Source organism: Amycolatopsis bartoniae, from assembly GCF_014191255.1.
Lineage (GTDB): Bacteria > Actinomycetota > Actinomycetes > Mycobacteriales > Pseudonocardiaceae > Amycolatopsis_E > Amycolatopsis_E bartoniae.
Map to the genome: position 1 here is coordinate 384,517 of NZ_JACHWH010000002.1, position 22,885 is coordinate 407,401.

The 22,885-nt window shown below is 70.8% G+C and carries 23 protein-coding genes; 10 read left to right on the top strand and 13 right to left on the bottom strand.

Translation table 11 applies throughout. From position 1 onward, the window contains the following. Window positions 1-39: 39 nt before the first annotated feature. The 6 genes from FHX82_RS13710 (at window position 40) to FHX82_RS13735 (ending at window position 7,146) form a co-directional block, all read left to right on the top strand. A complete protein-coding gene (locus FHX82_RS13710; protein WP_145936648.1) occupies window positions 40-1,629 on the top strand; it encodes a PucR family transcriptional regulator in 1,590 nt (529 codons plus the stop codon). Between the two features lie 244 nt (window positions 1,630-1,873). Further along, a complete protein-coding gene (locus FHX82_RS13715; protein ID WP_145936649.1) occupies window positions 1,874-2,239 on the top strand; it encodes an SSI family serine proteinase inhibitor in 366 nt (121 codons plus the stop codon). Window positions 2,240-2,393: 154 nt separating this feature from the next. Beyond that, the gene (locus FHX82_RS13720; RefSeq protein WP_145936650.1) at window positions 2,394-3,962 is read left to right on the top strand and encodes an NCS1 family nucleobase:cation symporter-1; all 1,569 of its coding nucleotides are present in this window, start codon (window positions 2,394-2,396) and stop codon (window positions 3,960-3,962) included. Then, window positions 3,913-4,755 (top strand): nitrilase-related carbon-nitrogen hydrolase, encoded by an 843-nt coding sequence (locus tag FHX82_RS13725; protein ID WP_145936651.1) that lies wholly within the window; start codon window positions 3,913-3,915, stop codon window positions 4,753-4,755. Before FHX82_RS13720 ends, FHX82_RS13725 begins: the two co-directional genes overlap by 50 nt. Continuing rightward, window positions 4,755-6,140: a dihydropyrimidinase gene (gene hydA, locus FHX82_RS13730; protein WP_145936702.1), complete on the top strand. Its 1,386-nt coding sequence runs from the start codon at window positions 4,755-4,757 to the stop codon at window positions 6,138-6,140. The genes FHX82_RS13725 and hydA overlap by 1 nt, the downstream gene beginning before the upstream one ends. A 10-nt stretch (window positions 6,141-6,150) precedes the next feature. After that, window positions 6,151-7,146 carry a TIGR03842 family LLM class F420-dependent oxidoreductase gene (locus FHX82_RS13735; protein ID WP_145936652.1) on the top strand — a complete coding sequence of 332 codons (996 nt, stop codon included), beginning with the start codon at window positions 6,151-6,153 and terminating at the stop codon, window positions 7,144-7,146. On the opposite strand, the gene FHX82_RS13740 is transcribed toward FHX82_RS13735, so the two are convergent. Together FHX82_RS13740 and FHX82_RS13745 are read right to left on the bottom strand one after the other, a co-directional pair. Beyond that, a complete protein-coding gene (locus tag FHX82_RS13740; RefSeq protein ID WP_183176627.1) occupies window positions 7,143-7,313 on the bottom strand; it encodes a hypothetical protein in 171 nt (56 codons plus the stop codon). The two genes, FHX82_RS13735 and FHX82_RS13740, sit on opposite strands and share 4 nt — an antisense overlap. A 13-nt stretch (window positions 7,314-7,326) precedes the next feature. Beyond that, window positions 7,327-8,121 (bottom strand): class I SAM-dependent methyltransferase, encoded by a 795-nt coding sequence (locus tag FHX82_RS13745; protein WP_145936653.1) that lies wholly within the window; start codon window positions 8,119-8,121, stop codon window positions 7,327-7,329. Between the two features lie 44 nt (window positions 8,122-8,165). Between FHX82_RS13745 and FHX82_RS13750 the strand changes: the two genes are divergently transcribed. Continuing rightward, on the top strand, window positions 8,166-8,753 hold the full coding sequence (locus FHX82_RS13750; RefSeq protein WP_145936654.1) for a TetR/AcrR family transcriptional regulator: 588 nt from the start codon (window positions 8,166-8,168) through the stop codon (window positions 8,751-8,753). Here FHX82_RS13750 and FHX82_RS37690 read toward each other — a convergent pair. After that, on the bottom strand, window positions 8,750-9,070 hold the full coding sequence (locus tag FHX82_RS37690; protein ID WP_261377199.1) for a winged helix-turn-helix transcriptional regulator: 321 nt from the start codon (window positions 9,068-9,070) through the stop codon (window positions 8,750-8,752). The genes FHX82_RS13750 and FHX82_RS37690 overlap by 4 nt on opposite strands. A gap of 232 nt (window positions 9,071-9,302) precedes the next feature. Here FHX82_RS37690 and FHX82_RS13760 point away from each other — a divergent pair, with 232 nt between their 5' ends. Continuing rightward, complete coding sequence (locus FHX82_RS13760; protein WP_229880881.1) at window positions 9,303-9,482, top strand: hypothetical protein; 180 nt, start codon at window positions 9,303-9,305, stop codon at window positions 9,480-9,482. A 29-nt stretch (window positions 9,483-9,511) separates the two neighbouring features. Here the strand turns inward: FHX82_RS13760 and FHX82_RS13765 are convergent, their stop codons facing one another. Further along, window positions 9,512-10,528 carry an Lrp/AsnC family transcriptional regulator gene (locus FHX82_RS13765; protein WP_145936655.1) on the bottom strand — a complete coding sequence of 339 codons (1,017 nt, stop codon included), beginning with the start codon at window positions 10,526-10,528 and terminating at the stop codon, window positions 9,512-9,514. Window positions 10,529-10,610: 82 nt separating this feature from the next. On the opposite strand from FHX82_RS13765, the gene FHX82_RS13770 reads away from it, so the two are divergent. Next, window positions 10,611-11,306, top strand: coding sequence for an SDR family oxidoreductase (locus FHX82_RS13770; RefSeq protein WP_145936656.1), 696 nt, complete (start codon window positions 10,611-10,613; stop codon window positions 11,304-11,306). On the opposite strand, the gene FHX82_RS13775 is transcribed toward FHX82_RS13770, so the two are convergent. Continuing rightward, complete coding sequence (locus tag FHX82_RS13775) at window positions 11,307-12,524, bottom strand: serine hydrolase domain-containing protein (protein WP_145936657.1); 1,218 nt, start codon at window positions 12,522-12,524, stop codon at window positions 11,307-11,309. A gap of 97 nt (window positions 12,525-12,621) precedes the next feature. Between FHX82_RS13775 and FHX82_RS13780 the strand changes: the two genes are divergently transcribed. Further along, window positions 12,622-13,437 (top strand): siderophore-interacting protein, encoded by an 816-nt coding sequence (locus FHX82_RS13780; protein ID WP_145936658.1) that lies wholly within the window; start codon window positions 12,622-12,624, stop codon window positions 13,435-13,437. Between the two features lie 24 nt (window positions 13,438-13,461). Here the strand turns inward: FHX82_RS13780 and FHX82_RS13785 are convergent, their stop codons facing one another. The 8 genes from FHX82_RS13785 to FHX82_RS13820 form a co-directional block, all read right to left on the bottom strand. Next, on the bottom strand, window positions 13,462-15,243 hold the full coding sequence (locus FHX82_RS13785; RefSeq protein ID WP_145936659.1) for an FtsX-like permease family protein: 1,782 nt from the start codon (window positions 15,241-15,243) through the stop codon (window positions 13,462-13,464). A gap of 214 nt (window positions 15,244-15,457) precedes the next feature. After that, window positions 15,458-16,201, bottom strand: a complete 744-nt coding sequence (locus FHX82_RS13790) for an ABC transporter ATP-binding protein (RefSeq protein ID WP_145936660.1) — start codon at window positions 16,199-16,201, stop codon at window positions 15,458-15,460. Between the two features lie 71 nt (window positions 16,202-16,272). Continuing rightward, window positions 16,273-17,358, bottom strand: a complete 1,086-nt coding sequence (locus FHX82_RS13795; RefSeq protein ID WP_145936661.1) for a vWA domain-containing protein — start codon at window positions 17,356-17,358, stop codon at window positions 16,273-16,275. Beyond that, window positions 17,355-18,212 carry an AAA family ATPase gene (locus FHX82_RS13800; RefSeq protein WP_145936662.1) on the bottom strand — a complete coding sequence of 286 codons (858 nt, stop codon included), beginning with the start codon at window positions 18,210-18,212 and terminating at the stop codon, window positions 17,355-17,357. The genes FHX82_RS13795 and FHX82_RS13800 overlap by 4 nt, the downstream gene beginning before the upstream one ends. Beyond that, window positions 18,205-19,086, bottom strand: coding sequence for an XdhC family protein (locus FHX82_RS13805; RefSeq protein ID WP_145936663.1), 882 nt, complete (start codon window positions 19,084-19,086; stop codon window positions 18,205-18,207). Before FHX82_RS13805 ends, FHX82_RS13800 begins: the two co-directional genes overlap by 8 nt. Continuing rightward, a complete protein-coding gene (locus FHX82_RS13810) occupies window positions 19,083-21,461 on the bottom strand; it encodes an aerobic carbon-monoxide dehydrogenase large subunit (protein WP_145936664.1) in 2,379 nt (792 codons plus the stop codon). The genes FHX82_RS13805 and FHX82_RS13810 overlap by 4 nt, the downstream gene beginning before the upstream one ends. Further along, window positions 21,458-21,940 (bottom strand): (2Fe-2S)-binding protein, encoded by a 483-nt coding sequence (locus FHX82_RS13815; protein WP_145936704.1) that lies wholly within the window; start codon window positions 21,938-21,940, stop codon window positions 21,458-21,460. The genes FHX82_RS13810 and FHX82_RS13815 overlap by 4 nt, the downstream gene beginning before the upstream one ends. Continuing rightward, window positions 21,940-22,815: an FAD binding domain-containing protein gene (locus tag FHX82_RS13820; protein WP_145936665.1), complete on the bottom strand. Its 876-nt coding sequence runs from the start codon at window positions 22,813-22,815 to the stop codon at window positions 21,940-21,942. The genes FHX82_RS13815 and FHX82_RS13820 overlap by 1 nt, the downstream gene beginning before the upstream one ends. Between the last annotated feature and the right edge of the window lie 70 nt (window positions 22,816-22,885).

Genomic DNA, 22,885 nt, shown 5'->3' on the forward strand with positions numbered 1-22,885 from the left:
TGTACCGATCAGGCATTCCGCCCGTACAGTTTGTGCCCTATGTATCCCACCGTCGCCGACGTGCTCGCGTTGCCCGTGGTGCGCCACGGTCGGCCGCGCGTGGTCGCCGGGGCGGAGGGGCTGGACAACCGCGTGCGCTGGGTGCACGTGGCCGAGGTGGCCGACATCGGGCACCTGCTCAAGGGCGGCGAGCTGGTGCTGACCACCGGGATCGCGCTGCCCGACGACCCGGCCGCGCTCGCGAAGTACCTCGACGGGCTCGCCGAGGCGGGCGTGGCGGGGCTCGTGGTGGAGCTGGTGCGGCACTGGAGCGACGCGCTGCCCCCGGCGCTGGTCGCCGCCGCCGACCGCAACGGGTTGCCGCTGATCACCCTGTCCCGTGAAACGCGCTACGTGACGGTGACGGAGACGGTCAACGGGCAGATCGTCGACGCCCAGGTGGCGGAGCTGCGGGCCGCCGAACAGGTGCACCAGGTGTTCACGGAGCTGACCGTCGCGGGCGCCGAGCCCGCGGACGTCCTGCGTGAGGTGGTCCGCCTGACCGAACGGCCCGCGGTGCTGGAGACGCTGTCGCACGAGGTGCTCGCATACGACACCGCGGGCACTGATCCGGGTGACCTGCTGACCGGCTGGCTGCCGCGCTCGCGGACGGTGCACGTCGGGGAGCGGACCGGGTACGCCGCCGAGGCCGGGTGGCTGGTGACGATCGTCGGCGCGCGCGGGCACGACTGGGGGCGGCTGATCCTCGTGTCGGACGAGCCGCCGCCGCACCGGCACGTCGTGGTCGCCGAGCGGGCCGCGTCGGCGCTCGCCGTGCACCGGCTGGTCGCGCGGGACAGCGACAGCCTGGAACGTCAGGCGCACCGGGCCGTGCTGGGCGAGCTGCTCGCGGCGCCCGTGCCGTCGGCCGAACTGCTGGCCCGTGCGTCGGCGCTCGGCGTGCCGCTGACCGGGCGGCAGCTGGTAGGGGTCGCGATCCGGCCGCGGCTCACCGAAACCCGGCAGCCCGCCGGGTCCGCGGCCGCCGTGCTGCGGGAACTGGCGGAGACCGTGTCGCTCGCGGCGCGGCGGGCGAAGGTGTCCGCGCTCGTCGCGGGCGTCGACGAGCTGAGCGTGCGGGCGTTGCTTTCCTTGTCCCCCAAGGCGAACGTCGACGCCGTGCTCGACCGGCTGGCGGGCGAGGTCCGGTCGCCCCGGGTGCTCGCCGCCGGCACGACGGTGACCTCCCCGGCGCACGCGCGGCGCAGTCTCGTCGAAGCGGCGCAGGTCGCGGCGGCCGCGACGCACGGCGGCGAGGACCGGCCCCTGCACCGGCTCGAGGACGTGCGGCTGCGCGGGCTGCTGCACCTGCTCGCGGACGACGAGCGGGTGCAGGCGTTCGCGGCTCGGGAGCTGGGGCCGTTGTTGTCGCGGGACGCCGCGGCGGGCACGCGGCTGGTGCAGGCGCTGCGGCACTACTGCGAGCAGGGCGGGAACAAGTCGGCCGCCGCGGCCGCGGCGCACACCTCGCGCACGGCGTACTACCAGCAGCTCGCGCGCATCGAGCAGGTGCTCGGCGTGCCGCTGGAAGACCCCGAGTCGATGCTCTCGCTGTACGTCGCGCTGCTGGCCCACGACCTGCGGGAGTAGTTCTTTTCGGCGGCGAAGCCGCTCAAGTGGGGCCGTCAACCCGCACCCCGCGGGTTCTCAGCGGTCTTCTCGCGAGGACAGCGCCGACGTGGTGACCTGGCGGTCATGAGGAGGCGATCCCGGAGCGAGAAGGCCGCTGAAGTTCCGCTACCCGCACCGCCAAGCAAATCCCCACGGAACCAGTAGGAGTAGTTCACTCGGTCGTGTAGGCGAGGGTCAAGGAAAAACGGCCGATACCCTCGTTATGCCTTTCTCTACTGTCGTGCCCGCCATGGTGTCGGTCCTCGCGCTGGCCCATCCCTCGCCCGCGGAGTCCACGTTCACCCTTTCGGTGCGCACCGAGTCCGGTGCGCTGTCCTCGGTGACCCTCGAATGCGGTCCCGCCGGCGGCAGCCACCCGCACGCCGACCGCGCCTGCCGCACCCTCGACTCCGTGGACGGCGACTTCGGCCGCCTGCCGAAGGAGGAGATCCTCTGCCCGATGATCTACGCCCCGGTCACCGCGACGGCCACCGGGCACTGGCACGGTCGTCCGGTGGTGTTCTCCCGCGGCTACCAGAACCGCTGCGCCGCGAACGCCGGCACCGCGAGCGTTTTCGACTTCTCGTAGGCTTCGCGTAGCCGGGATTGTTTCCGGTAGATCAACGACACGTCACGGAGCACCGCTGCCCGCCCCGCGCAACCGGCAGAATGCGCGCGTGCGCGGGCAACGGTGAACACTCTGCCAATGCCGGGCGCCCGCACCGGGCGCGCACCATTCCGCAATGGCACCCTCGCAGATCACCCACCCCGACGGCAGGGTGGAGCTCAGCGATCCCGCGCCGTTGCGGGGCAGCCGGTTCTTCAACGAGGAACTGGCGCCCGTCCCGGTGGAAAAGCGCACCTGGAACACGTACAACTATTTCGCGCTGTGGATGGGGATGGCCCACAACATCCCGTCGTACGCGCTCGCGTCCTCGCTCATCGCGCTGAACATGAACTGGCTCCAGGCGCTCGTCACGATCACGCTGGGCAACCTGATCGTGCTGGTGCCGATGTTGCTCAACAGCCACGCGGGCACCAAGTACGGCATCCCGTTCCCGGTGTTCGCGCGGGCGTTCTACGGAATCCGCGGGGCGAACCTGGCCGCGTTGCTGCGCGCGTTCATCGCGTGCGGCTGGTTCGGCATCCAGACGTGGGTCGGCGGCGAGGCGATCTACATCCTCGTCGGCAAGCTCGCCGGCGGCGGCTGGCGGCACGCGGCCGAGGTGGGCGGGCAGCCGTGGACGCTGTGGCTGTCGTTCGCGGTGTTCTGGGTCGTGCAGATGCTGATCATCTGGCGGGGCATGGAAGCGGTGCGGCGCTTCGAGAACTGGACCGCGCCGCTGGTGTCGGTCGGTTTCCTGATCCTGCTGGCCTACGTGCTCGTCAAGGCGGGCGGCCCGGGCCCGATCCTCGCCGAGCCCGCGAAACTCGGCTGGGGAAGCGGTTTCTGGAAGGTGTTCGCGCCGTCGCTGATGGCGATGATCGCGTTCTGGTCCACGTTGTCGCTGAACATGCCGGACTTCACGCGGTTCGGTGGCAGCCAGGGCAAGCAGGTGCGCGGGCAGCTGCTCGGCCTGCCGACCACGATGACGTTCATCGCGATCGTGGCGATCCTGACCACCTCCGGCGGGCAGCTGCTCTACGGCGAGGCGATCTGGGACCCGGCACGGCTGGCCGACCGGTTCTCCAGCCCCGTGCTCGTGGTGGTCGCGCTGATCGCGCTGGTGCTCGCGACGATCTCGGCGAACCTGGCGGCGAACGTGGTGAGCCCGTCCTACGACTTCTCCAACGCCTTCCCCAAGCGCGTCACGTTCGCGCTCGGCGGGCTGATCACCGGCGTGATCGGCGTGGTGATCCAGCCGTGGAAGCTCTACTCCGACCCGAACATCTACATCTTCACCTGGCTCGGGTTCTACGGCGGGATCCTCGGCGCGGTCGCGGGCGTGCTTGTCGCGGGTTACTGGGTGCAGCGGCGGCGTTCGCTCGACCTCGCCGGGCTGTACACCGAACGCGGCCGGTACTGGTTCCGCGCGGGCTGGAGCTGGCAGGCGCTCGTCGCGACCGTCGTCGGGGCGGTGCTCGCGGTCGGCGGCGCCTACACCGCGCCCGGGTCCGGCGGGCCGTTCCCCGCGGACGGGCTGATCCCGTTCCTCAAGCCGGTCTACGACTACAGCTGGGTCGCCGGGCTGATCGGCGCTTTCGTGGTCTACCTCGCGCTGACCCTGCCGGGTCGCGCGTCCGAGGAGAAGGAGGAAGTCAGTGAGCAACCTGGTCAGGGCCGCGTTGGTGCAGCAGCGGTGGACGGGTGACAAGGACTCGATGATCGCGGGCGCGGTGGAGGCCATCGCGAGCGCCGCGTCGCAGGGCGCGCAGGTGGTCTGCCTGCAGGAGTTGTTCTACGGCCCGTACTTCTGCCAGGTGCAGGACGCGGACTACTACTCCTACACCGAGGGCATTCCGGACGGGCCGACGACGAAGCTGCTGCAGGAGGTCGCCGAGCGGCACGGGATCGTGATCGTCGCCCCGATGTACGAGCAGGAGCAGGCGGGCGTGTACTACAACACCGCGGCGGTGATCGACGCGGACGGCCGGTACCTGGGCAAGTACCGCAAGAACCACATCCCGCAGGTGAAGGGCTTCTGGGAGAAGTTCTACTTCCGGCCCGGCAACACGGGATATCCGACGTTCGACACCGCGGTCGGCCGGATCGGGGTGTACATCTGCTACGACCGGCACTTCCCCGAAGGCTGGCGCGCGCTGGGGCTCGGCGGGGCGCAGATCGTGTTCAACCCGTCGGCGACGAGCCGCGGGCTGTCGCAGTACCTGTGGCGGCTGGAGCAGCCCGCGGCGGCGGTGGCGAACGAGTACTACGTGGGCGCGATCAACCGCGTCGGCGTGGAACCGTTGGGCGACAACGACTTCTACGGACAGACGTACTTCGCGGACCCGCGCGGGGAGCTGGTCGCCGAGGCGGCGTCGGACACCGACGACGAGGTGGTCGTGCGGGACCTCGACATGGACGCCCTCGCCGAGGTGCGCGACCTGTGGCAGTTCTACCGCGACCGCAGGCCCGACTCCTACGACTCGATCGTGGCGCCGTGATGCGCACGCTCATCAAGGGCGGGACGGTGCTCTCCCCCGCCGGGGGCGTGGCGGCGGACGTGCTGGTCGAGGACGAACGGGTGGCGGCCGTGACCGCGCCGGGGTTGTTCGACACCGCGGACACCGTGCTCGACGCGACCGGGAAGTACGTGCTGCCGGGCGGGATCGACGCGCACACGCACATGGAGATGCCGTTCGGCGGCACGTTCTCCTCGGACACCTTCGCCACGGGCACCACGGCCGCCGCGTGGGGCGGCACCACCACGATCATCGACTTCGCGGTGCAGGCCAAGGGCACGTCGCTGGCGTCCACACTGGACAAGTGGCACGAGAAGGCGGACGGGAACTGCGCCGTCGACTACGGGTTCCACATGATCGTCTCCGACGTCAACGACTCGACGCTCAAGGAGATGGAGAGCTGCGTCGACGCCGGGGTGTCGAGCTTCAAGATGTTCATGGCCTACCCGGGGGTGTTCTACTCGACCGACGGCGAGATCCTGCGGGCGATGCGGAAGGCCACCGAGACCGGTTCCATGATCATGATGCACGCGGAGAACGGCATCGCGATCGACCAGCTCGTGGCGCAGGCCCTCGCGGAGGGCAAGGGCGATCCGGTGCAGCACGGGTTGACGCGTCCGTCCGCTTTGGAGGGTGAGGCGACTTCGCGGGCGATCACCCTGGCCCGGGTGACCGGTTCGCCGCTGTACATCGTGCACCTGTCGGCGGCGGAAGCGCTTTCCGCGGTGGCGGCGGCGCGGGACGCGGGGCAGAACGTGTTTGCCGAGACGTGCCCGCAGTACCTTTATCTGTCCATCGAGGACCTCGCTCGTCCGGACTTCGAGGGCGCCAAGTACGTCGCTTCTCCCCCATTGCGGGAGAAGAAGCACCAGGCGGACCTGTGGCGCGGGCTGCGGACCAACGACCTGTCCGTGGTGTCCACCGACCACTGCCCGTTCTGCTTCAAGGACCAGAAGGAGCTGGGCCGCGGCGACTTCTCGAAGATCCCGAACGGCATTCCGGGCGTGGAACACCGGATGGACCTGCTGCACCAGGGCGTGGTCGCGGGTGAGATCTCGCTGGGCCGGTGGGTGGAGGCGTGCTCGACGACTCCGGCGCGGATGTTCGGGCTGTACCCGCGCAAGGGCGTGATCGCCCCGGGCGCAGACGCCGACATCGTGATCTACGACCCGGCGGCGACGCAGACGCTGTCGGCCGAGACACACCACATGGCCGTGGACTACTCGGCGTACGAAGGGTTCGAGCTCACCGGGAAGGTCGAAACCGTGCTGTCGCGCGGAAAGGTCGTCGTTTCGCCGTCGGGTTTCAGCGGCGGAACGGGTCACGGCCGGTTCCTGTCGCGTGACCTGTGCCAGTACCTGAACTGAGGGGATCGCCGTGGAATTCGGGGTGGTGCTGCAGACCGACCCGCCGGCGCGCGACGTCGTGCGGTTGATGAAGGCCGCGGAGGACTGCGGGTTCGGCTACGGGTGGACGTTCGACTCGTGCGTGCTGTGGCAGGAGCCGTTCGTGATCTACTCGCAGATCCTCGCGGCCACGTCGGCGCTGACGGTGGGGCCGATGGTGACCAGCCCCGGCACGCGGGACTGGTCGGTGACGGCCTCGCTGTTCGCGACGCTGAACGACATGTTCGGCAACCGGACGGTCTGCGGCATCGGCCGGGGCGACTCGGCGCACCGGGTGATCGGCAAGCCGCCGTCCACACTGGACACCTTGCGCGAGTCGATGCACGTGGTCAAGGAGCTGGCGGAGGGCCGGGCGGCCGTCCTGAACGGCAAGGAGGTCCGCATCCCGTGGGTCCGCGACGGGCGGCTGGAGATGTGGATGGCCGGGTACGGGCCGAAGGCGCTGAAGATGGTGGGCGAGCACGCCGACGGTTTCATCCTGCAGTGCGCGGACCCGGCCATCGCGCGGTGGACCATCGGCGCGGTGCAGGAGGCGGCCAGGGCGGCGGGCCGCGACCCGGCGGGCATCACGATCTGCGTGGCGGCGCCCGCGTACGTCGGCGAGGACGTGGCGCACCAGCGGGAGCAGCTGCGGTGGTTCGGCGGCATGGTGGGCAACCACGTGGCGGATCTCGTTGCCAGGTACGGGGATTCCGGTCCGGTGCCGCACGAGCTGACGGACTACATCCGCGAGCGTCAGGGTTACGACTACGCCCACCACGGCCGCGCGGGCAACCCGTCGACGGACTTCGTGCCGGACGAGATCGTCGACCGGTTCTGCCTGACCGGCCCGGCGACCGCTCACATCGAGCGGCTGCAGGAGCTGGCGGAGCTGGGCGTGCACCAGTTCGCGGTGTACCTGATGCACGACCAGCGGGAGCGGACGCTGGCCGCCTACGGGGACATCATCGCGAAGCTGTCCACTTAGGACCTACCATGTCGCTTGACCCGCACGAGCGAGTACACCGCGAACGCGACCAAACCCGCTTCCAGGACCACGTTGATGAAGTTCCCGTCGATGATCGCCCAGACCATCAGCCCCAGCGAAATGACGAGGACGACGACCAGAGCCGTGACAGCGGCTTTGACACTCACCCGGCCAGAGTAGTCACACCCGCGCCGCGGTGGAGACGATCGTCGTGTAGTGCGCCGTGAACCGGCCGCCGTGGGAGTCGATCGCGGCGGCGATGCCGGAGAGCAGCTGCTCGCGCTGCTCCTCCGGCAGCAATCCCTGCCCGCCCTGGGTGAGGAGCTGGTCCAGCCACTCGTCGCGCGGGTAGGAGCGCTCCCACTCGAAACGCCACTCCTCCGGCTCGCCGAACGCGCCCGTCTCCCGCATCCCGTCGGCCGCCTTCGCGGCTCCCAGCGAATAGATCTCCGCCGCCGACCGGCCCGCCGCAGCCGTGATCGGCGAGTCCGGCAGCACCCGGCGGTACACCTCGGCAAACGCTTTCGCCAGCTCGTCGGGCGGCTGGAAACCGTTCCAGAACACCGCGAGCCGCCCGCCGGGGCGCAGCACCTCCGCTGCCTTGCGGGCGCCCGCCACCAGATCCACCCAGTGCCACGCCTGTCCCGCGACCACGGCGTCGAACGTCCGGCCCGCCGGGTCCCAGTCCTCGATCTTCGCCACCTCGACCTCGAACCCGGACCGCCGCGCCCACTCGGCCATCCGCGCGTCCGGGTCGATCCCCGTCACGCGGCAGCCCGCCGCCTGGAACTGCCGTGCCGCGATGCCCGTGCCGATGCCGACATCGAGAAAGTCGCGTCCGGGGCTCGCGGCGACGATCCGCTCCACCATCGCGTCCGGATACCGGGGCCGGGAACGGTCGTAGCGCTCGGCGTCGGCCCCGAAGGACTCCGCCACCTGGCGCTGCTGGTGGGGTTCGGAAGGTAAAGTGGGCATGTGCCCACCGTAGTGGGCAAGCGCCCACTAGAGCAAGGAGCACGATGCCGACCGGGGTCCACCTGCGTGACGTGCGCGAGCAGCTGTTCGACGCGGCCGAACGCGTCCTGCTCCGCGACGGGCCGAGCGAGCTGACCAGCCGCGCGGTCACCACGGAGGCGGGCTGCGCGAAAGGCGTGCTGCACCGGCACTTTCCCGACTTCGACGGCTTCCTCGCCGAACTGGTCGAGGACCGGATCGCGCGGCTCGGGCACACCGCGCTGCGCGAGTCCGCGGGCACCGGCACGGTCGCGGACAACCTCACCGAGGCGCTGACCTCGCTGTTCACCTCGGTCGCCGTCGCGATGGTCAGCCTCATCACCTTCCGCGACGAGCTGCGGGCGCGCCTGCGCCGGACCCACCCGACGGGAGTTCCACTGCTCACCGAGGCGACGGCGATGGTCGCCGACTACCTGACCGCCGAACGCGACCGAGGCCGCCTCAAGGAGAACGCCGACGTGCACACGCTCGCGCCCACGCTCATCGGCGCCGCGCACCTGCTGTTCGCCGACCGGAAAGGCACCCCGCCCGAGCCGGAAGCCGTGCACCGCATGGTGACGACCACCCTCGCCGGGGTGCTGGCCCGCGACTAGCCGGTCGCCCGGCGCGCGTCGTATTCGTGTTGCGCCGACAGGACGTCATCGCTGTGCTCGACCGTCCACTCGTACAGGCGCGTGAAGGGATCCCGGAACGACTCACCGAGGGGCGTGATGGAGTACTCCACGCCGAGCGGAGAGGTCTCCAGCACCCGGCGCCGGATCATGCCGTTGCGTTCGAGTTTGCGCAGCGTCTGGGTCAGTACTCGCTGCGTGACGCCCTCCAGTTGCCGCTTGATCTCGTTGAACCGGGTCGGTCGCTCCAGGACCGCCATGACCATCATCGACCACTTGTCGGCGATCTGATCGAGGATCGGCCGGCTCGGGCAATCGGCGGCGAACCGCGGAGTGCCGCGCGAGGGACACTCATGAACCTGGATCAGTACACGACGCTCGGAGTCACCACCGACGCCGGAGTCGCGCGATCGCCTTGGACGTCCCCCTGTCAACGCGCTGAGCGGAACCCTGATCCGCGAGCTGCACGACGCCCTCGGGCGCTGCGGGAGACCGCGAACCGCACCTGAGCTCATCGCAGCTGTCAAGCAGTTGGTCCCTCCGAAGGACCTGACCGACGGCCTGCGAGCGGAAAACGACGCCTGCGCCGAGCTGGTGAGCGGAGACCTTCCGGCACGACTCATGGGGAAGGCTCTGGAGCACGGTGCGCAGACCCCGGCGGGCGAGCGCGATCTGGAGTCGCTCATGCGAAGCGTCGCTGCCCTGCCGTAGGCACCAGCAGACCGGGTGACGTCGGTGGCTCAGACACCCACTAACCGGTCACCCGACACGAGCGTGCCGGACTGCTTGACGTGCCTGAGCAGCGGGCTGACCTCCATGCTCTGCAGTCCGGGCAGGGAACCGATGCGGTCCGAGGTGAACTCGAACAGCTCGTCGAGATTCCGGCAGACCGCGACGGCGTGCAGGTTGTACGGGCCGGAAACCGCTGCGGCGAAACCGATTTCGGGCTCCTGCGCGAGCGCGCGGCCGACGCTCTTGACCGCGGACGGGTGCACGCGCAGCCAGAGGTTCGCCCGGGCGTGCAGCCCCAGCGCCACCGCGGAGAGCTCGACGTCGATGTGCACGACACCACGCGCGAGCAGGAGTTCGAGGCGGCGGGCGGCGCGCCCGGGCGTGAGGTCCGCCGCGGCGGCGAGGTCCACGAGACCGGCGCGGCCGTCCGCGGCGAGCACGTCCAGCATCTTCTCGTCCTCGGGCGTCAACTGCACGGGATCCGCAGCGACGACCGGCGCTTCCTTGAACGGGGTGCCGTCGCTGCCGAGGGCCGCTTCCTCCTCCGGCGTCAGCGTGCCACGCAGCGCGACCCAGTAGTGGCCGCGACCGCCGACGAACTGGCGGAGCATCGCGAACGCGTTGAGGTCGAGGACGGCAGCAGTGCGCGGAAGCCGGTGACCGAGCAGGTCATCGCGTTGTTCCTGGGTCCGCGACCGCACCGCGCAGGTGATCTCGGAACCCGCCGCGCACAGGGCCACCCAGCTGACGTCCGGGCGCTTCGCGAGCGCGTCGGCGATCGCCGCGACGCTTCCGGGACGGCAGCGCAGCCGCACCAGCCACCTGCTCTGCCCCAACGCCCCCGGGTTGACGACCCCGGCGACCCGGATGACGCCGGCCGCCCGCAACCGGCGGTACCGGCGACCGAGAGCGCTCTCAGTCACGCCGAGCGCGGCCGCGATCGAGGCGAACGAGGCCCGTGGCGCGATCTGGAGCGCGCGAATGAGACGCACGTCCTCGGGCTGCGCAGTGACGGATTCAACCATGAACGGGTCTCCCACAGAGGCAATCCTACAAAACGGGGCTCCGGGCGTGCTCCGAAGATCGAACAGCGGAAAGACTCGGAGCATGACTTCAACCGCTCTCATCGTCGGCGCGTCCCGCGGCCTCGGGCACGCGATCGCGACCGAACTCCACGACCGGGGATGGCACGTCATCGGCACCGTCCGCGACACCACGGCTCGCACGCCCCTGCACGACCTGGCCGACCGCTCCGGCGGCCGCGTCCAGGTCGAGCACCTCGACATCAACGAACCGACCCAGCTGGCAGCCCTGCACGAGCGCCTCGCGCACCGGGAACTCGACGTGCTCTTCGTCAACGCGGGCACCACGAACAACGCGGTGGACACCCCGATCGGCGCCGTGTCGACGGCTGACTTCGTCGACGTGATGGTCACCAACGCGCTGAGCCCCCTGCGCGTCATCGAGGCGCTCGAAGACCTCGTGGCGCCGGCCGGGCTCATCGGGGTGATGTCCTCCGGGCAGGGCAGCATCACCAACAACACCACCGGCTCGCGCGAGCTCTACCGCGGCAGCAAGGCGGCGCTGAACATGTTCATGCGCAGCTACGCGGCCCGGCCGTCCGAGACCGGGCGCGCGTTCGTCCTCATGGCGCCCGGCTGGATCCGCACGGCACTGGGCGGGCCGGACGCGCCGTTCACCATCGAGGAGACCGTGCCGCGGGTGGTGGACGTCCTGCTGTCGCGGCTGGGCAAACCCGGCCTGGAGTTCCTCGACCGCTTCGGCGAAACCGTACCGTGGTGACTACTCCACGAGTGCCTGGTAGACGAGCTGCCGCAGGCGCTGGCGGATCGGGTGCGTGCTCGACGGCAGGAGCTGGGTGAAGAACAACGCGGTGAGCTCCTCCGCCGGGTCGACCCAGAACGCCGTGCTCGCCGCGCCACCCCACGCGTATTCACCGGGACTGGACAGGGTTTTCGCCTTCACCGGGTCCTTGAGCACGGAGAAGCCGAGCCCGAAACCGAAGCCGTCGAACGGCATCTCGGCGAACAGCGGACGCCCGTAGGCTTCCAGGTCCACGTCGCCGGGCAGGTGGTTGCTCGCCATGTGTGCCACGGTGCGCGGGCTGAGCAGGCGCACGCCGTCGAGCTCGCCGCCACGCAACAGGAACTGGGTGAACCGGTGGTAGTCCGCGGCCGTCGACACCAGGCCGCCGCCTCCGGAGAAGCAGTCGGGCCTGCCGACGCCGGTCCGGCCGAAGGCTTCGTTGCGGATTGCCTTGCGGGAGCCCGGTTCCGGCACGTACAGCGCGGCGAGGCGGTCGGTGTCGTCGGTGCCGAAGGACGTGTCGGTCATGCCCAGCGGGGTGAAGATGCGCTCGGCGAAGAACTCGTCGAGCGGCTTGCCCGACACGGCCTCGACGAGCCTGCCGAGGACGTCGGTGGAGACGGAGTAGTTCCACTCGCTGCCGGGCTGGAACACCAGTGGCAGCCGCGCCCACGCCTCCGACACGGCGGCCAGGTCCATGCCCGGCGGCGTGCCCCATTCGAAGCCGGCCTGCCGGTAGATGGCGTCGACCGGGTGGGCGTGGTGGAAACCGTAGGTCAGGCCGGAGGTGTGCGTGAGCAGGTGCCAGACGCGGATGGGTTCGGTGGCGGGTTCGGTGACCGGGTTGACCGCGGAGCCCTTCACGTACACGCGTGGCTCGGCGAACTCGGGCAGCCAGCGGGAAATCGGGTCCGTGAGGTCGAAGGCGCCCTCCTCGAAGAGGATCATCGCGGCGACCGACGTGACCGGTTTCGTCATCGAGAAGATGCGCCACAACGTGTCGGGTTCGACCGGTTTCCCGGCTTCGACGTCCCGGTGTCCGTACCGCGAATGGTGCACCACCTCGCCGCGCCGGGTGAGCACGATCTGCCAGCCCGGCAACAGGCCTTCGTCGACGTAACGGGCGAAGTGCCTGTCGATGCGCTGGAGGCGGTCCGCGTCGAAGCCCGCGCCGGCGGTCGGTTCCAGAACCATCCGCCGATCTTTTCCGCGGGACCCGGTTCCGTCAAGGCGTGGAACCGCATTCTTAGGGTAGCCTAACAGCACTGGGACGAGATTGAGGAGTTCACACATGGCGGACAGGCGCAGAGGAGGCCCGGCGGTCAAGCTGCGGGTGCTGCGGAAGCAGCAGCTCACCCCGCACATGATCCGGATCGTGGCCGGCGGCGACGGGTTCGCCGCGTTCCGGCCCAACGAGTTCACCGACGCGTACGTCAAGGTGCTGTTCCCGCAGCCGGGTGTCACGTATCCGGAGCCGTTCGACATGGGCGTCATCCGGGCGGAGTACCCGCGGGAGCAGTGGCCGGTGATGCGCAGCTACACGGTGCGCCACTACGACGCGGACGCACGGGAGCTGGCGATCGACTTCGTGCACCACGGCGACGAGGGGATCGCCGGACCGTGGGCGCGGCGCGTGCAGCCGGGCGACGACCTGCTGCTGAACGGGCCCGGCGGGGCGTACGCGCCGGGCGACGAGGCCGACTGGCACCTGCTGGCCGGCGACGAGAGCGCGCTGCCCGCGATCGCGCTGACGCTCGAAGCCATGCCCGCCGGGGTGCCGGTGCGCGTGTTCGTCGAGATCGAGGACGCGAGCGAGGAGCAGCCGCTGGCCACCAAGGGCGACGCACAGGTGCGCTGGGTCCACCGGTCGGCGGGCGAGGACCTCGTGACGGCGGTGCGGGAGCTGGACTTCCCGGAGGGCACGGTGCAGGCGTTCGTGCACGGGGAGGCCGGGTTCGTGCGGGAGCTGCGCCGGTACCTGCTCGACGAACGCGGGGTGCGCAAGGACCTCCTGTCGATCTCCGGCTACTGGCGCCGCGGAGCGACGGACGAGCAGTGGCGCGCGGAGAAGGCCGCGGAACGAGCGGCGGAACAAGGCGGCCGCTGACGTCCGGCGCCCTGGTGGGGGCGGCTACTCCCGCGCCCCCACCAGGCTGACCGGGGCCGGGCGGGTCGCGGACAGGCTCGTCCACACGCTCGTCACCCCGACCACCAGGAACGCCCCGGCCGCGACGAGTACCGCCACGGTCCACGGCACCACCACCAGCCCCACCGCGGAGCCGAGGCCCGCGACGCTCCCCGCGGCGGCGAGCAGCCCCAGCAGCACACCGGTGCCCGCGACCACCTCGGCCTCCAGCAACGCCATCCGCACCACCTGCGCGCGGTCCAGTCCGGTCACGCGGGCCGCCGCGAACTCGGACTTCCGTTCGGCCGCCGCGATGACCACCGCGTTGATCACGGCCACCAGCGCGTACAGCCCGGCAAGTCCCATGAGGACGGTCATGATGCCGGTGTTCACGGTGTCCTGCTTCGTGGCGGTGTTCGTGATCCATTCGTCCACAGTGGACGCCGGTTGAGGCAGCGCGGCGGGATCCGTGCCGGGCGCCACGTCGATGATGGTGCGCGCGGGTGACTGCGCGAGCACCTCGGGCGGCACCAGTTCGCGTGGCAGCAGGTAGGCCGGGCCGCCGCTGAAGTCGTCCGGCAGCACCGCGACCACGCGTGGCCGGATGTCCTTTCCTCCGACGCTCATCCGCAGCGTCTCCCCCATCGTCAGCCCCGGTCCGGCGACGGTGAGGCCGTGCAGGTCCGTCAGTGAGCCGCTCAACGGCGCCAGGCGGTGTGCCTGTCGGTAAGCGCTTTCATCCACGACGAGGGCCTCGTCTTCGTCGGAGTCGTCGTCGCTCTGGATGGTGACCGGGACGGTGTATTCGGTGGACGCCGTGGCCCCGAGCGGTGGGCTGACCGCCGAGGGCACCACGAAGTCGCCGCGGAGGTCGTCGGCCAGCCGGCGGTGTCCCGCTTCGGACAGTGTCGTCAGCGTGCCCGACATGCCGACCACGAGCGCGACCAGCACGAGCAACGGCGCCGCGGTCGACGCGCTGCGGCGGACGCCGTCGCGCAGGTTCGCGCGGGCCAGTCCGCCGAGCGGAGTGCGGCCCAGCACCAGCCCGAACAGCCGGGCCGCGGGCGGCACGACCAGCGGGCTGAGCGCGCTGAGGGCGACCGCGCCGGTCAACGCGACGTTCACCGACAGCGCGATCGCGCCGTCCGGACCGGCGAACCGCGAGACGATCGCGAGCGCGATGGAGCCGGCGAGGAACAGCAGCCCGAAGAACCACCGCGCCGGGGTCATCACGCGTGCCGCGTCACCGTTGTCGCGCAACGCCTCCAGTGGCCGCACCCGCGAGGCGCGCCGGGACGCGGCCAGCACGCCCAGTTGGGAGACCCCGAGCCCGATGCCCGCCGAGACCGCGAGGATCCAGTCGTGCCAGCGCACGGGGAACGGGGCGGGCACGAACCCGAGGTCGGTCAGCAGCCACGCCTGCACGCGCATCGTGACCAGTCCCAGCGGTGCGCCGAGCGCGGTCCCGACCAGGCCCAGCAGGAACGCTTCCGACAGCAGCAGCCGTCGTAGCTGGCGTCTGCTGCCGCCGACCAACCGCAGCAGAGCGAGGTCGCGCCGTCGTTGCGCGATGGTGAAAGCGAACGTCGAGGACACGATGAACACGGCCAGGAACGCGGCGATGCCCAGCGTCATGCTCACCAGCGTGATCGCCTCGACGTGGGCCGTCGCGGACAGCAGCACCAGCAGGGACGACTGCACCAGCGCCACGCCCAGCACGACGGTGACGATCGCGCCGACGAACAACGGCCAGCGCTCCCGGAAGGTGGACAAGGACAAGGTGAACATCACGCCTCCAAAGCCGCGAGCCGGTCCGGTGCGGACGGCGAAACCACCGCGGCCGCGCGGGCCGCGGGCATCGGATCATGCGGCGAAGCGACCCCCGGCCAGCCTCGCTGCCATCGCACCCCCGCGCCCGCAAGCCCATCCGCCGCCGCACCGGCACAAGCCGCTGCCGCGAACACGCGTGCCGGACCGCGCCGCCGGGAAAACCACGCCACCATCACGACTCCAGAGCCGCGAGCCGGTCCGCTACCTCGCGCGCGGACGGGGAGACCGCGCGGTCCACCACCCGGCCGTCCGACAGGAACACCACCGCGTCCGCGCGGGCCGCGGCCGCCGGGTCGTGGGTGACCATCACGATCGTCTGGCCCGCCGCGTCGACCAGCCGCCGCAGCAGGTCCAGTACCGTGCGGGCCGACTTCGAGTCCAGCGCCCCGGTCGGCTCGTCCGCGAACAGCACCTCCGGCCGTGTCACCATCGCCCGCGCGATCGCGACCCGCTGCTGCTGCCCGCCGGACAGCTCACGCGGACGGTGCCGCAACCGGTCCGCCAGCCCCACGCTCCCCAGCACCGCGCGAACGTCCCTTGTGGACACCCGGCGCCCGGCGAGCTTCAGCGGCAGCGCCACGTTCTGCTCCGCCGTCAGCGAACCGATGAGGTTGAAGCTCTGGAACACGAACCCGACCTGCTCGCGCCGCAGCGCGGTCAGCTCCCGGTCCGCCGCGTTCGTGATGTCCCGCCCGCCGAGGAGCACCTGCCCGCCGCTCACCTGCTCCAGCCCCGCCGCGCACTGCAACAGCGTGGACTTGCCGGAGCCGGACGGTCCCATCACCGCCGTCCAGGACCCCCTCGGAAAGGCCACACTCACCCCGTCGAGCGCCCGTACCCGGGCGTGCTTGCCGCCGTACTCCCGCGTCACGTCGCGGAGCTCCGCGGCCGTGGCCCGCTGCAGCTGGATCGTCATGCCGACCACACAACCAGCGGCGGCCGCCGGGAACACGACCGCGCACACCCCGGTCGACGGTAGGGCCTCCCCTACCCGACGGCGTCGAGCAGTGCGTCCAGCGCGTCGAGGCGGTGTGCGCTCACCACCGCGTCGCAGTACGGCCACACCGCGGCCATGCCGCCGACGAGCGGGCGGTAGCCGGGTTGCGCGGTGCGCGGGTTCACCCACACCACGCGGAACGCCAGCCGCGACAACCTCGCCATCTGTGCCGCCAGTGGGGCGGGATCGCCGGTCTCCCAGCCGTCGGAAATGATCACCACCACCGCGCCGCGCGCCATGCCCCGCGCGCCGAAGGTGTCGAGGAACTCGCGCAGCGCCGCGCCGATCCTCGTGCCACCGGACCAGTCGGGCGCCTCCGTCCCGGCCCGGCGCATCGCCGCAGCGGGGTCGTGGGCGAGCACCCGCGTCAGGCGCGTCAGCCGGGTCGCGAACGTGAACACCTCCGCCTTCGCGCCGAGGTTCGCGGACACCAGCAGCTGGAGCATCGCGCGGGCGTGCGCCTCCATCGAGCCGGAGATGTCGCACAGCACCACGAGCCGTCGCGGTTTCTCCCGCGGAACCCAGCGCCGCAACACCGCCGGTTCCCCGCCGCTGCGCCGTGCCCGGCGTAGCGTCTCCCGCATGTCGACACGTCGACCGCCTGCCGCGGCCCGCTTCCGCCGGGATCGCCGCGTAGGCGTCGCCAGCCGGAACCGTCGCATCAGCTCACGAAGCTGCTCCAGCTCGCCGGGTTCGAGATCCGTGAAATCGCGTGACGCCAAGCGTTCCGCAGCGCTGCCGAGAGTCGCCAGCGGAACCTCGCGTTCCTTTCCCGCCGTCGTACCACCAGCGGTGAACTGACCGGCGGTCAGTGTCTCATCAGGACGGTCGCCACGGAAGTCCGCCGGGTCGAAGCCGTCACCGAACACGGCCTCGAACACGCGGTCCAGCACGGCAACTTCGTCCGAAGTGGACACCAGCGTGGCCAGCGCGCACCAGTAGACCTCCCGGATCCGCTGGGCGTCGACCGCGACGAGGGCCTGCGCGAAGCGGGCCGACCGGTCGGCCCCGACCGCCACTCCCTCGCGCCGCAACGCCTCGCCGAACCGGGCGGCGAGCACCGCGAGGTCGCTCACCACCAGCCTCCGGCCGCCTCGGCGACCGCCCGGTCCTCCTCGTACTTGAGCACCGCGCTGACGGTGTGCCGGGCCGCGGTTCCGTCGAGCTCCCGCACACCGAGCGCGTGCAGCGCCGCGGCCCAGTCGATCGCCTCCGCCACGCCCGGTGGCTTGGCCAGGTCGAGCCCGCGCAACCGCTGCACCGACCGCGCCACGCGCTCGGCCAGCCAGTCCTCCGCGGCGGGCACCCGCAGGCGGATGATCGCCGCCACCCGGCCGGCATCCGGATGCGCTATCCACTGGTACAGACAACGCCGCTTGAGCGCGTCGTGCAGCTCACGGGTGCGGTTCGACGTCAGTACGGCGATCGGCGGCACCACGGCCCGCCGCGTACCCAGCTCGGGAATGCTGACGGTGGCCTCCGCGAGCAGTTCGAGCAGGAACGCCTCGAACTCGTCGTCCGCGCGGTCGACCTCGTCGATCAACAGCACGGCCGGACGCGGGCCCGGGTGCTCGATCGCCGCCAGCAACGGCCGGGCCAGAAGATAATCGTCGGAGAACAAGTCCGCTTCGGACAGTGCTTCCCCACGTACTTCGGCGAGCCGGATGCCCAACAACTGCCGTGGATAGTTCCACTCGTACAGCGCATCCGCGGACGAGAGCCCTTCGTAGCACTGCAACCGGATCAGCTTCGTGTCCAGCGCCCGGGAAAGCGCTTTCGCGGCCTCGGTCTTGCCGACTCCGGGTTCGCCTTCGAGCAGGATCGGCTGCCGCAGCTCGACTGCCAGGAACAACGCGGTCGCCAGAGCCTCGTCGGTGAGGTAACCCGCGTCCTCCAGCTCGGCGGCGAGCCGCGCCACGGCGTCACGCATGCACGTACCTGCCGGGGTCGTCCGCGAACGCCTGATGGCAGCCGGGGCCGCAGAAGTGGTACGGCCGCCCGTCGTGCGTGAGCCGCAGCGCGTCGGCGGTCAGCGCCACGTTCATGCCGCACACCGGATCCACCGCCTCGGCGGGCTCGACGTCGAAGGCGTGCCCCGGTTCCCGCGGCCGCGCGGCGATCATCTCGGCGTACACCGAGACCGCGATCTCCTCCGGGGTCCGCGCCCCGATATCGAACCCGGCCGGGGTGTGCACCACGTCCGCGTCGAGCTGCAGGCCGTCGAGCACGGCGGTGCCGCGGCGATGGCTCGCGATGAGGCCGATGTAGTCGATCCCCGCCGCGGCGGCCGCCTTCAGCACCGTGTCCTCGCCGCGGCCGTGGGACGCGACGAGGACCGCGTTCGCGTCCTCCGGCAACGGGTCGGCCTCCGTCCGCACGTCGTACCCGAGTGCCCGGCCCACCGAAACGAGCGCGCGTGCCACCGGCGCGTCACCGTGCACCACGACGAGCACCGGGGGCAGCTGCGCCTCCAGGAAGATCTCCAGCGCACCGCCGGACAGGCACGGGTTTCCCACCGTCACGACACCTTCTTCGACTCGTTCGCCCGGCCCGGCCTCCGGCGTGATGCGCAGCAGGGTCGACTCCCCGGTGCCGAGCAGCCGGATCCCCTGCAGCCGCACCGTGGACTCGGCACAGTCACCGCCGACGAACCCCTCGATCGTGCCGTCGGGCAGGACCAGCGCGCAGTCGCCCGGTTTGGCGCTGGTCGGCCGCTGCGCGCGGACGACCGTGGCCAGCACGAAGGGCCGCCGGCTCGCCCGCAGCGAGTCGGCCTGCGCGAGCAGCGCCAGCCTGGACGTCACGGAATCGCCAGGTCGGTGCGGATCGGCCTGCCCTGCAGCGCGCACCACACCGCGGCGGGCGTGAGCGGCATGTCGGCGTGGCGCACGCCGTGTGGTTTCAGGGCGTCGAGCACGGCGTTGACCACCGCGGCCGGAGATCCGACGGTCGCGGACTCGCCGACGCCCTTCGCGCCGATCGGGTGGTGCGGCGACGGCGTGACCGTCTCGCCCAGCTCCCACGACGGGCACTCCATCGACGTCGGGAGTAGATAGTCCATAAAGGACCCGCCGAGATGGTTGCCGTCCTCGTCGAACGCCATGCCCTGCATCAGCGCCATGCCCACGCCGTCGGCCAGCCCGCCATGCACCTGGCCCTCGACGATCATCGGGTTGATGCGCACGCCGCAGTCGTCGACGGCGACGAACCGCCGCACCTTCACCTGTCCCGTTCCCGCGTCCACGTCGACCACGCACACGTAGGCGCCGAAAGGATAGGTGAGGTTCGGCGGGTTGTAGACGCAGGTGGCGTCCAGATGCCCTTCGACACCTTCGGGCAGTTCGAGGTTCGAGTGCGCGGCCATCGCGATGTCCTGAATGGACTTCCCGGCCGCCCGATCGCCCTTGACGAACCAGCGGCCCTTCTCCCACTCCAGGTCGTCCGCGCTCACTTCGAGCATCGCGGCCGCGACGATCTTCGCGCGCTCGCGGACCTTCCGCGCGACCACGGCCGTCGCCGCCCCGGACACCGGCGTCGAGCGGGAGCCGTAAGTGCCGAGCCCGAACGGCGTCTGGTCGGTGTCGCCGTGCACGACGTCGATGTCCTCGGGCGAAATGCCCAGCTCCTCGGCGACGATCTGCGCGAACGTCGTCTCGTGCCCCTGCCCCTGGCTCTGCACGGACAGCCGCAGCACTGCCTTGCCCGTCGGGTGCACGCGCAGCTCGGCGCCGTCGGCCATGCCCAGCCCGAGGATGTCCATGTGCTTGCGGGGCCCGGCGCCGACGGCCTCGGTGAAGAACGCCATGCCGATGCCCATCAGCTGCTCGCCACCCGCCTCGCGCCGCTTCGCCTGCTCCTCGCGCAGCTTCTCGTAGCCGACCATGTCCAGCGCCAGCCGCAGTGCGCGCGGGTAGTCGCCGGAGTCGTACTCCCAGCCCGTCTTGCTCTGGTACGGGAACTGCTCGGGCCGCAGCAGGTTCCGCAGGCGCAGCTCGGCCGGGTCCAGGCCGAGGTCGTGGGCGAGCACGTCGACCAGCCGCTCGACGAGGTACACCGCCTCGGTGATGCGGAACGAGCACGCGTACGCGACGCCTCCGGGCGCCTTGTTCGTGTAGACGCCGGTGACCTCCGCGTGCGCGGCCTCGATGTCGTACGAGCCGGTGAAGACGCCGAAGAACCCGGCGGGGTACTTCGTCGGCTGCGCGGTGCCGTTGAACGCGCCGTGGTCGGCGAGCACCTTGACCCGGACACCGAGGATCTTCCCGTCCTTTGTGGACGCGATCTCGCCGTGCATGTGGTAGTCGCGGGCGAAGGAGGTGCTCATCAGGTTCTCCGAGCGGTCCTCCATCCACTTCACGGGTTTGCCGGTGAGGATGGAACCGACGATGGAGCACACATAACCGGGGTAGATGCCGACCTTGTTGCCGAAGCCGCCGCCGATGTCCGGCGAGATCACGCGGATCTTGTGCTCGGGCAACCCCGCGACCAGCGCGTACACCGTGCGGTGCGCGTGCGGGGCCTGCGTGGTGGTCCAGATCGTGAGCTTGCCCGTGACGGGGTCCATGTCCGCGACTGAACCGCAGGTCTCCATCGGCGCCGGGTGCACCCGGGGGTACAGCATGTCCTGCACCGCGACGACTTCGGCGTTCGCGAACACCTCGTCCGTGCGTGCCTTGTCGCCGGTCTCCCAGTCGAAGATGTGGTTGTCCGCACGGCCTTCCAGGTCGTCCCGGATCACCGGGGCGCCGGCGTCGAGGGCCTTGCGCGCGTCCACCACCGGGGCGAGCGGCTCGTACTCGACGTCGATCAGCTCCAGCGCGTCCCGCGCGGAGTACCGGTCCTCGGCGACGACGAACGCCACCTCCTGGCCCTGGAACCGCACCTTGTCGGTGGCCAGCACCGCCTGCACGTCACCGGACAGCGTCGGCATCCACGCCAGGTCCAGCCCCGCGAGCGTCTCGCCCGTGATCACCGCCCGCACCTTTGGATGCGCCTCGGCCGCGCTCGTGTCGACCGACAGGATCTTCGCGTGCGCGTAGGGACTGCGGAGAACCGCACCGTGCAACATGCCGGGCAGCACCACGTCGTCGACGTAGTTGCCGCGCCCGCGCAGGAACCGCGCGTCCTCCTTGCGGTGCATCCGCCCGAACCCCATCGGCACCTCTTCGGTGGCGGTCATGCCTGCACCTCCTCCTGGGCCGCCTCGTGCTCGGCGGCCCAGCGGACCGACCGCACGATGTTCTCGTATCCCGTGCAACGGCACAGCTGCCCGGAGATCGCCTCGCGAATGTCCTCTTCGGACGGATCGGGATCGCGGTCGAGCAGCCAGCGGGCGGTCAGCATCATGCCCGGCGTGCAGAAACCGCACTGCAGGCCGTGACACTCGCGGAAGCCCTGCTGGACCGGGTCGAGCTCACTGCCGTTCGCGAGCCCCTCGACCGTGCGCACGCGGTGCCCGTCGGCCATCACCGCGAGGACGGTGCAGGACTTGACCGGCACCTCGTCCAGCCACACCACGCACGTGCCGCAGTTCGACGTGTCGCAGCCCCAATGCGTCCCGGTCAGGCGCAGCTCGTCACGCAGGAAATGCACGAGCAGCAGGCGCGGCTCCACGTCCCGCTGGTACTCGGTGCCGTTGACGGTCACGTTGATCTCCATCATGCCTCCTGCCTGCCGTGCCAGCGCGCGGCGGCGGCCGCCAGCGCGCGGGCGGTGAGGGTGGCGGCGAGGTGGCGTTTGTAGTCCACCGGGCCACGCTGGTCGGCGACCGGCGCGCAGTGCTCGGCCGCGATCGCACCGGCCCGCTCGAAGCGTTCGGCCGTCGCGGGCCCGCCGACGAGGAACTCCTCGGCCTCCGGCGCGTGGAAGTTCGCCGCGCCGACCGCGGTGAGCCCGATGCCCGCCTCGGCGATCACCCCGTCCTCCAGCCGCAGTTCCGCGCCCGCCGCGGCGACCGCCCAATCACCCGCGCGGCGTTCGACCTTCCGGTACGCCGACGCCGACGACCGGATCGGCACGCGGACCTGCACGAGCAGTTCCCCGTCGCCGACCGCGGTTTCGTAAGGGCCGGTGAAGAATTCCCGGATCGGCACGACACGTTGTCCGTTCTCGCCCTGGATCACCGCCTCCGCGCGCACCGCCGCGAAGGCCGCGGAAAGATCTTCGGAAGGGTCGGCCTGGCACAGCGATCCGCCGACCGTGCCGCGATTTCGCACCACCGGGTCGGCAATCAGTTTCTCGGCGTCGTGGAAGATCGGGAAATGCTCACCGGCGAGTGCGGAGGCGAGCAGGTCCGCGTGCCGCGCCATGGCGCCGATGCACAGCAGCTGCCCGTCGACGCTGATGCGCGCCAGCTCGGCGATCTCGTTGATGTCGACCAGGGCCTGGGGTTGTGCGAGCCGGAGTTTCATCATCGGGATCAGGCTGTGGCCACCGGCCACGATCCGCGATTCCGGCCCGTATTTGCCCAGCAGGCTCAGCGCGTGCTCGACGCTGGTCGCCCTCTCGTACTGGAACTGCGCGGGTACCTGCATGCGTAGCAGCGTTGCGCCGGACGAGTGATCCGGCAACGGCCCGATAAGGGTTCCATTATGAACGCTGATC

Excerpts from the sequence above, each read along its gene's own strand:
- FHX82_RS13710 (WP_145936648.1), top strand. The coding sequence starts at position 40 with ATGTATCCCACCGTCGCCGACGTGCTCGCGTTGCCCGTGGTGCGCCAC.
- FHX82_RS13715 (WP_145936649.1), top strand. The coding sequence starts at position 1,874 with ATGCCTTTCTCTACTGTCGTGCCCGCCATGGTGTCGGTCCTCGCGCTG.
- FHX82_RS13720 (WP_145936650.1), top strand. The coding sequence starts at position 2,394 with ATGGCACCCTCGCAGATCACCCACCCCGACGGCAGGGTGGAGCTCAGC.
- hydA (WP_145936702.1), top strand. The coding sequence starts at position 4,755 with ATGCGCACGCTCATCAAGGGCGGGACGGTGCTCTCCCCCGCCGGGGGC.
- FHX82_RS13745 (WP_145936653.1), bottom strand. The coding sequence starts at position 8,121 with ATGCCCACTTTACCTTCCGAACCCCACCAGCAGCGCCAGGTGGCGGAG.
- FHX82_RS13750 (WP_145936654.1), top strand. The coding sequence starts at position 8,166 with ATGCCGACCGGGGTCCACCTGCGTGACGTGCGCGAGCAGCTGTTCGAC.
- FHX82_RS13765 (WP_145936655.1), bottom strand. The coding sequence starts at position 10,528 with ATGGTTGAATCCGTCACTGCGCAGCCCGAGGACGTGCGTCTCATTCGC.
- FHX82_RS13770 (WP_145936656.1), top strand. The coding sequence starts at position 10,611 with ATGACTTCAACCGCTCTCATCGTCGGCGCGTCCCGCGGCCTCGGGCAC.
- FHX82_RS13775 (WP_145936657.1), bottom strand. The coding sequence starts at position 12,524 with ATGGTTCTGGAACCGACCGCCGGCGCGGGCTTCGACGCGGACCGCCTC.
- FHX82_RS13780 (WP_145936658.1), top strand. The coding sequence starts at position 12,622 with ATGGCGGACAGGCGCAGAGGAGGCCCGGCGGTCAAGCTGCGGGTGCTG.
- FHX82_RS13785 (WP_145936659.1), bottom strand. The coding sequence starts at position 15,243 with ATGTTCACCTTGTCCTTGTCCACCTTCCGGGAGCGCTGGCCGTTGTTC.
- FHX82_RS13790 (WP_145936660.1), bottom strand. The coding sequence starts at position 16,201 with ATGACGATCCAGCTGCAGCGGGCCACGGCCGCGGAGCTCCGCGACGTG.
- FHX82_RS13800 (WP_145936662.1), bottom strand. The coding sequence starts at position 18,212 with ATGCGTGACGCCGTGGCGCGGCTCGCCGCCGAGCTGGAGGACGCGGGT.
- FHX82_RS13810 (WP_145936664.1), bottom strand. The coding sequence starts at position 21,461 with ATGACCGCCACCGAAGAGGTGCCGATGGGGTTCGGGCGGATGCACCGC.
- FHX82_RS13815 (WP_145936704.1), bottom strand. The coding sequence starts at position 21,940 with ATGGAGATCAACGTGACCGTCAACGGCACCGAGTACCAGCGGGACGTG.
- FHX82_RS13820 (WP_145936665.1), bottom strand. The coding sequence starts at position 22,815 with ATGCAGGTACCCGCGCAGTTCCAGTACGAGAGGGCGACCAGCGTCGAG.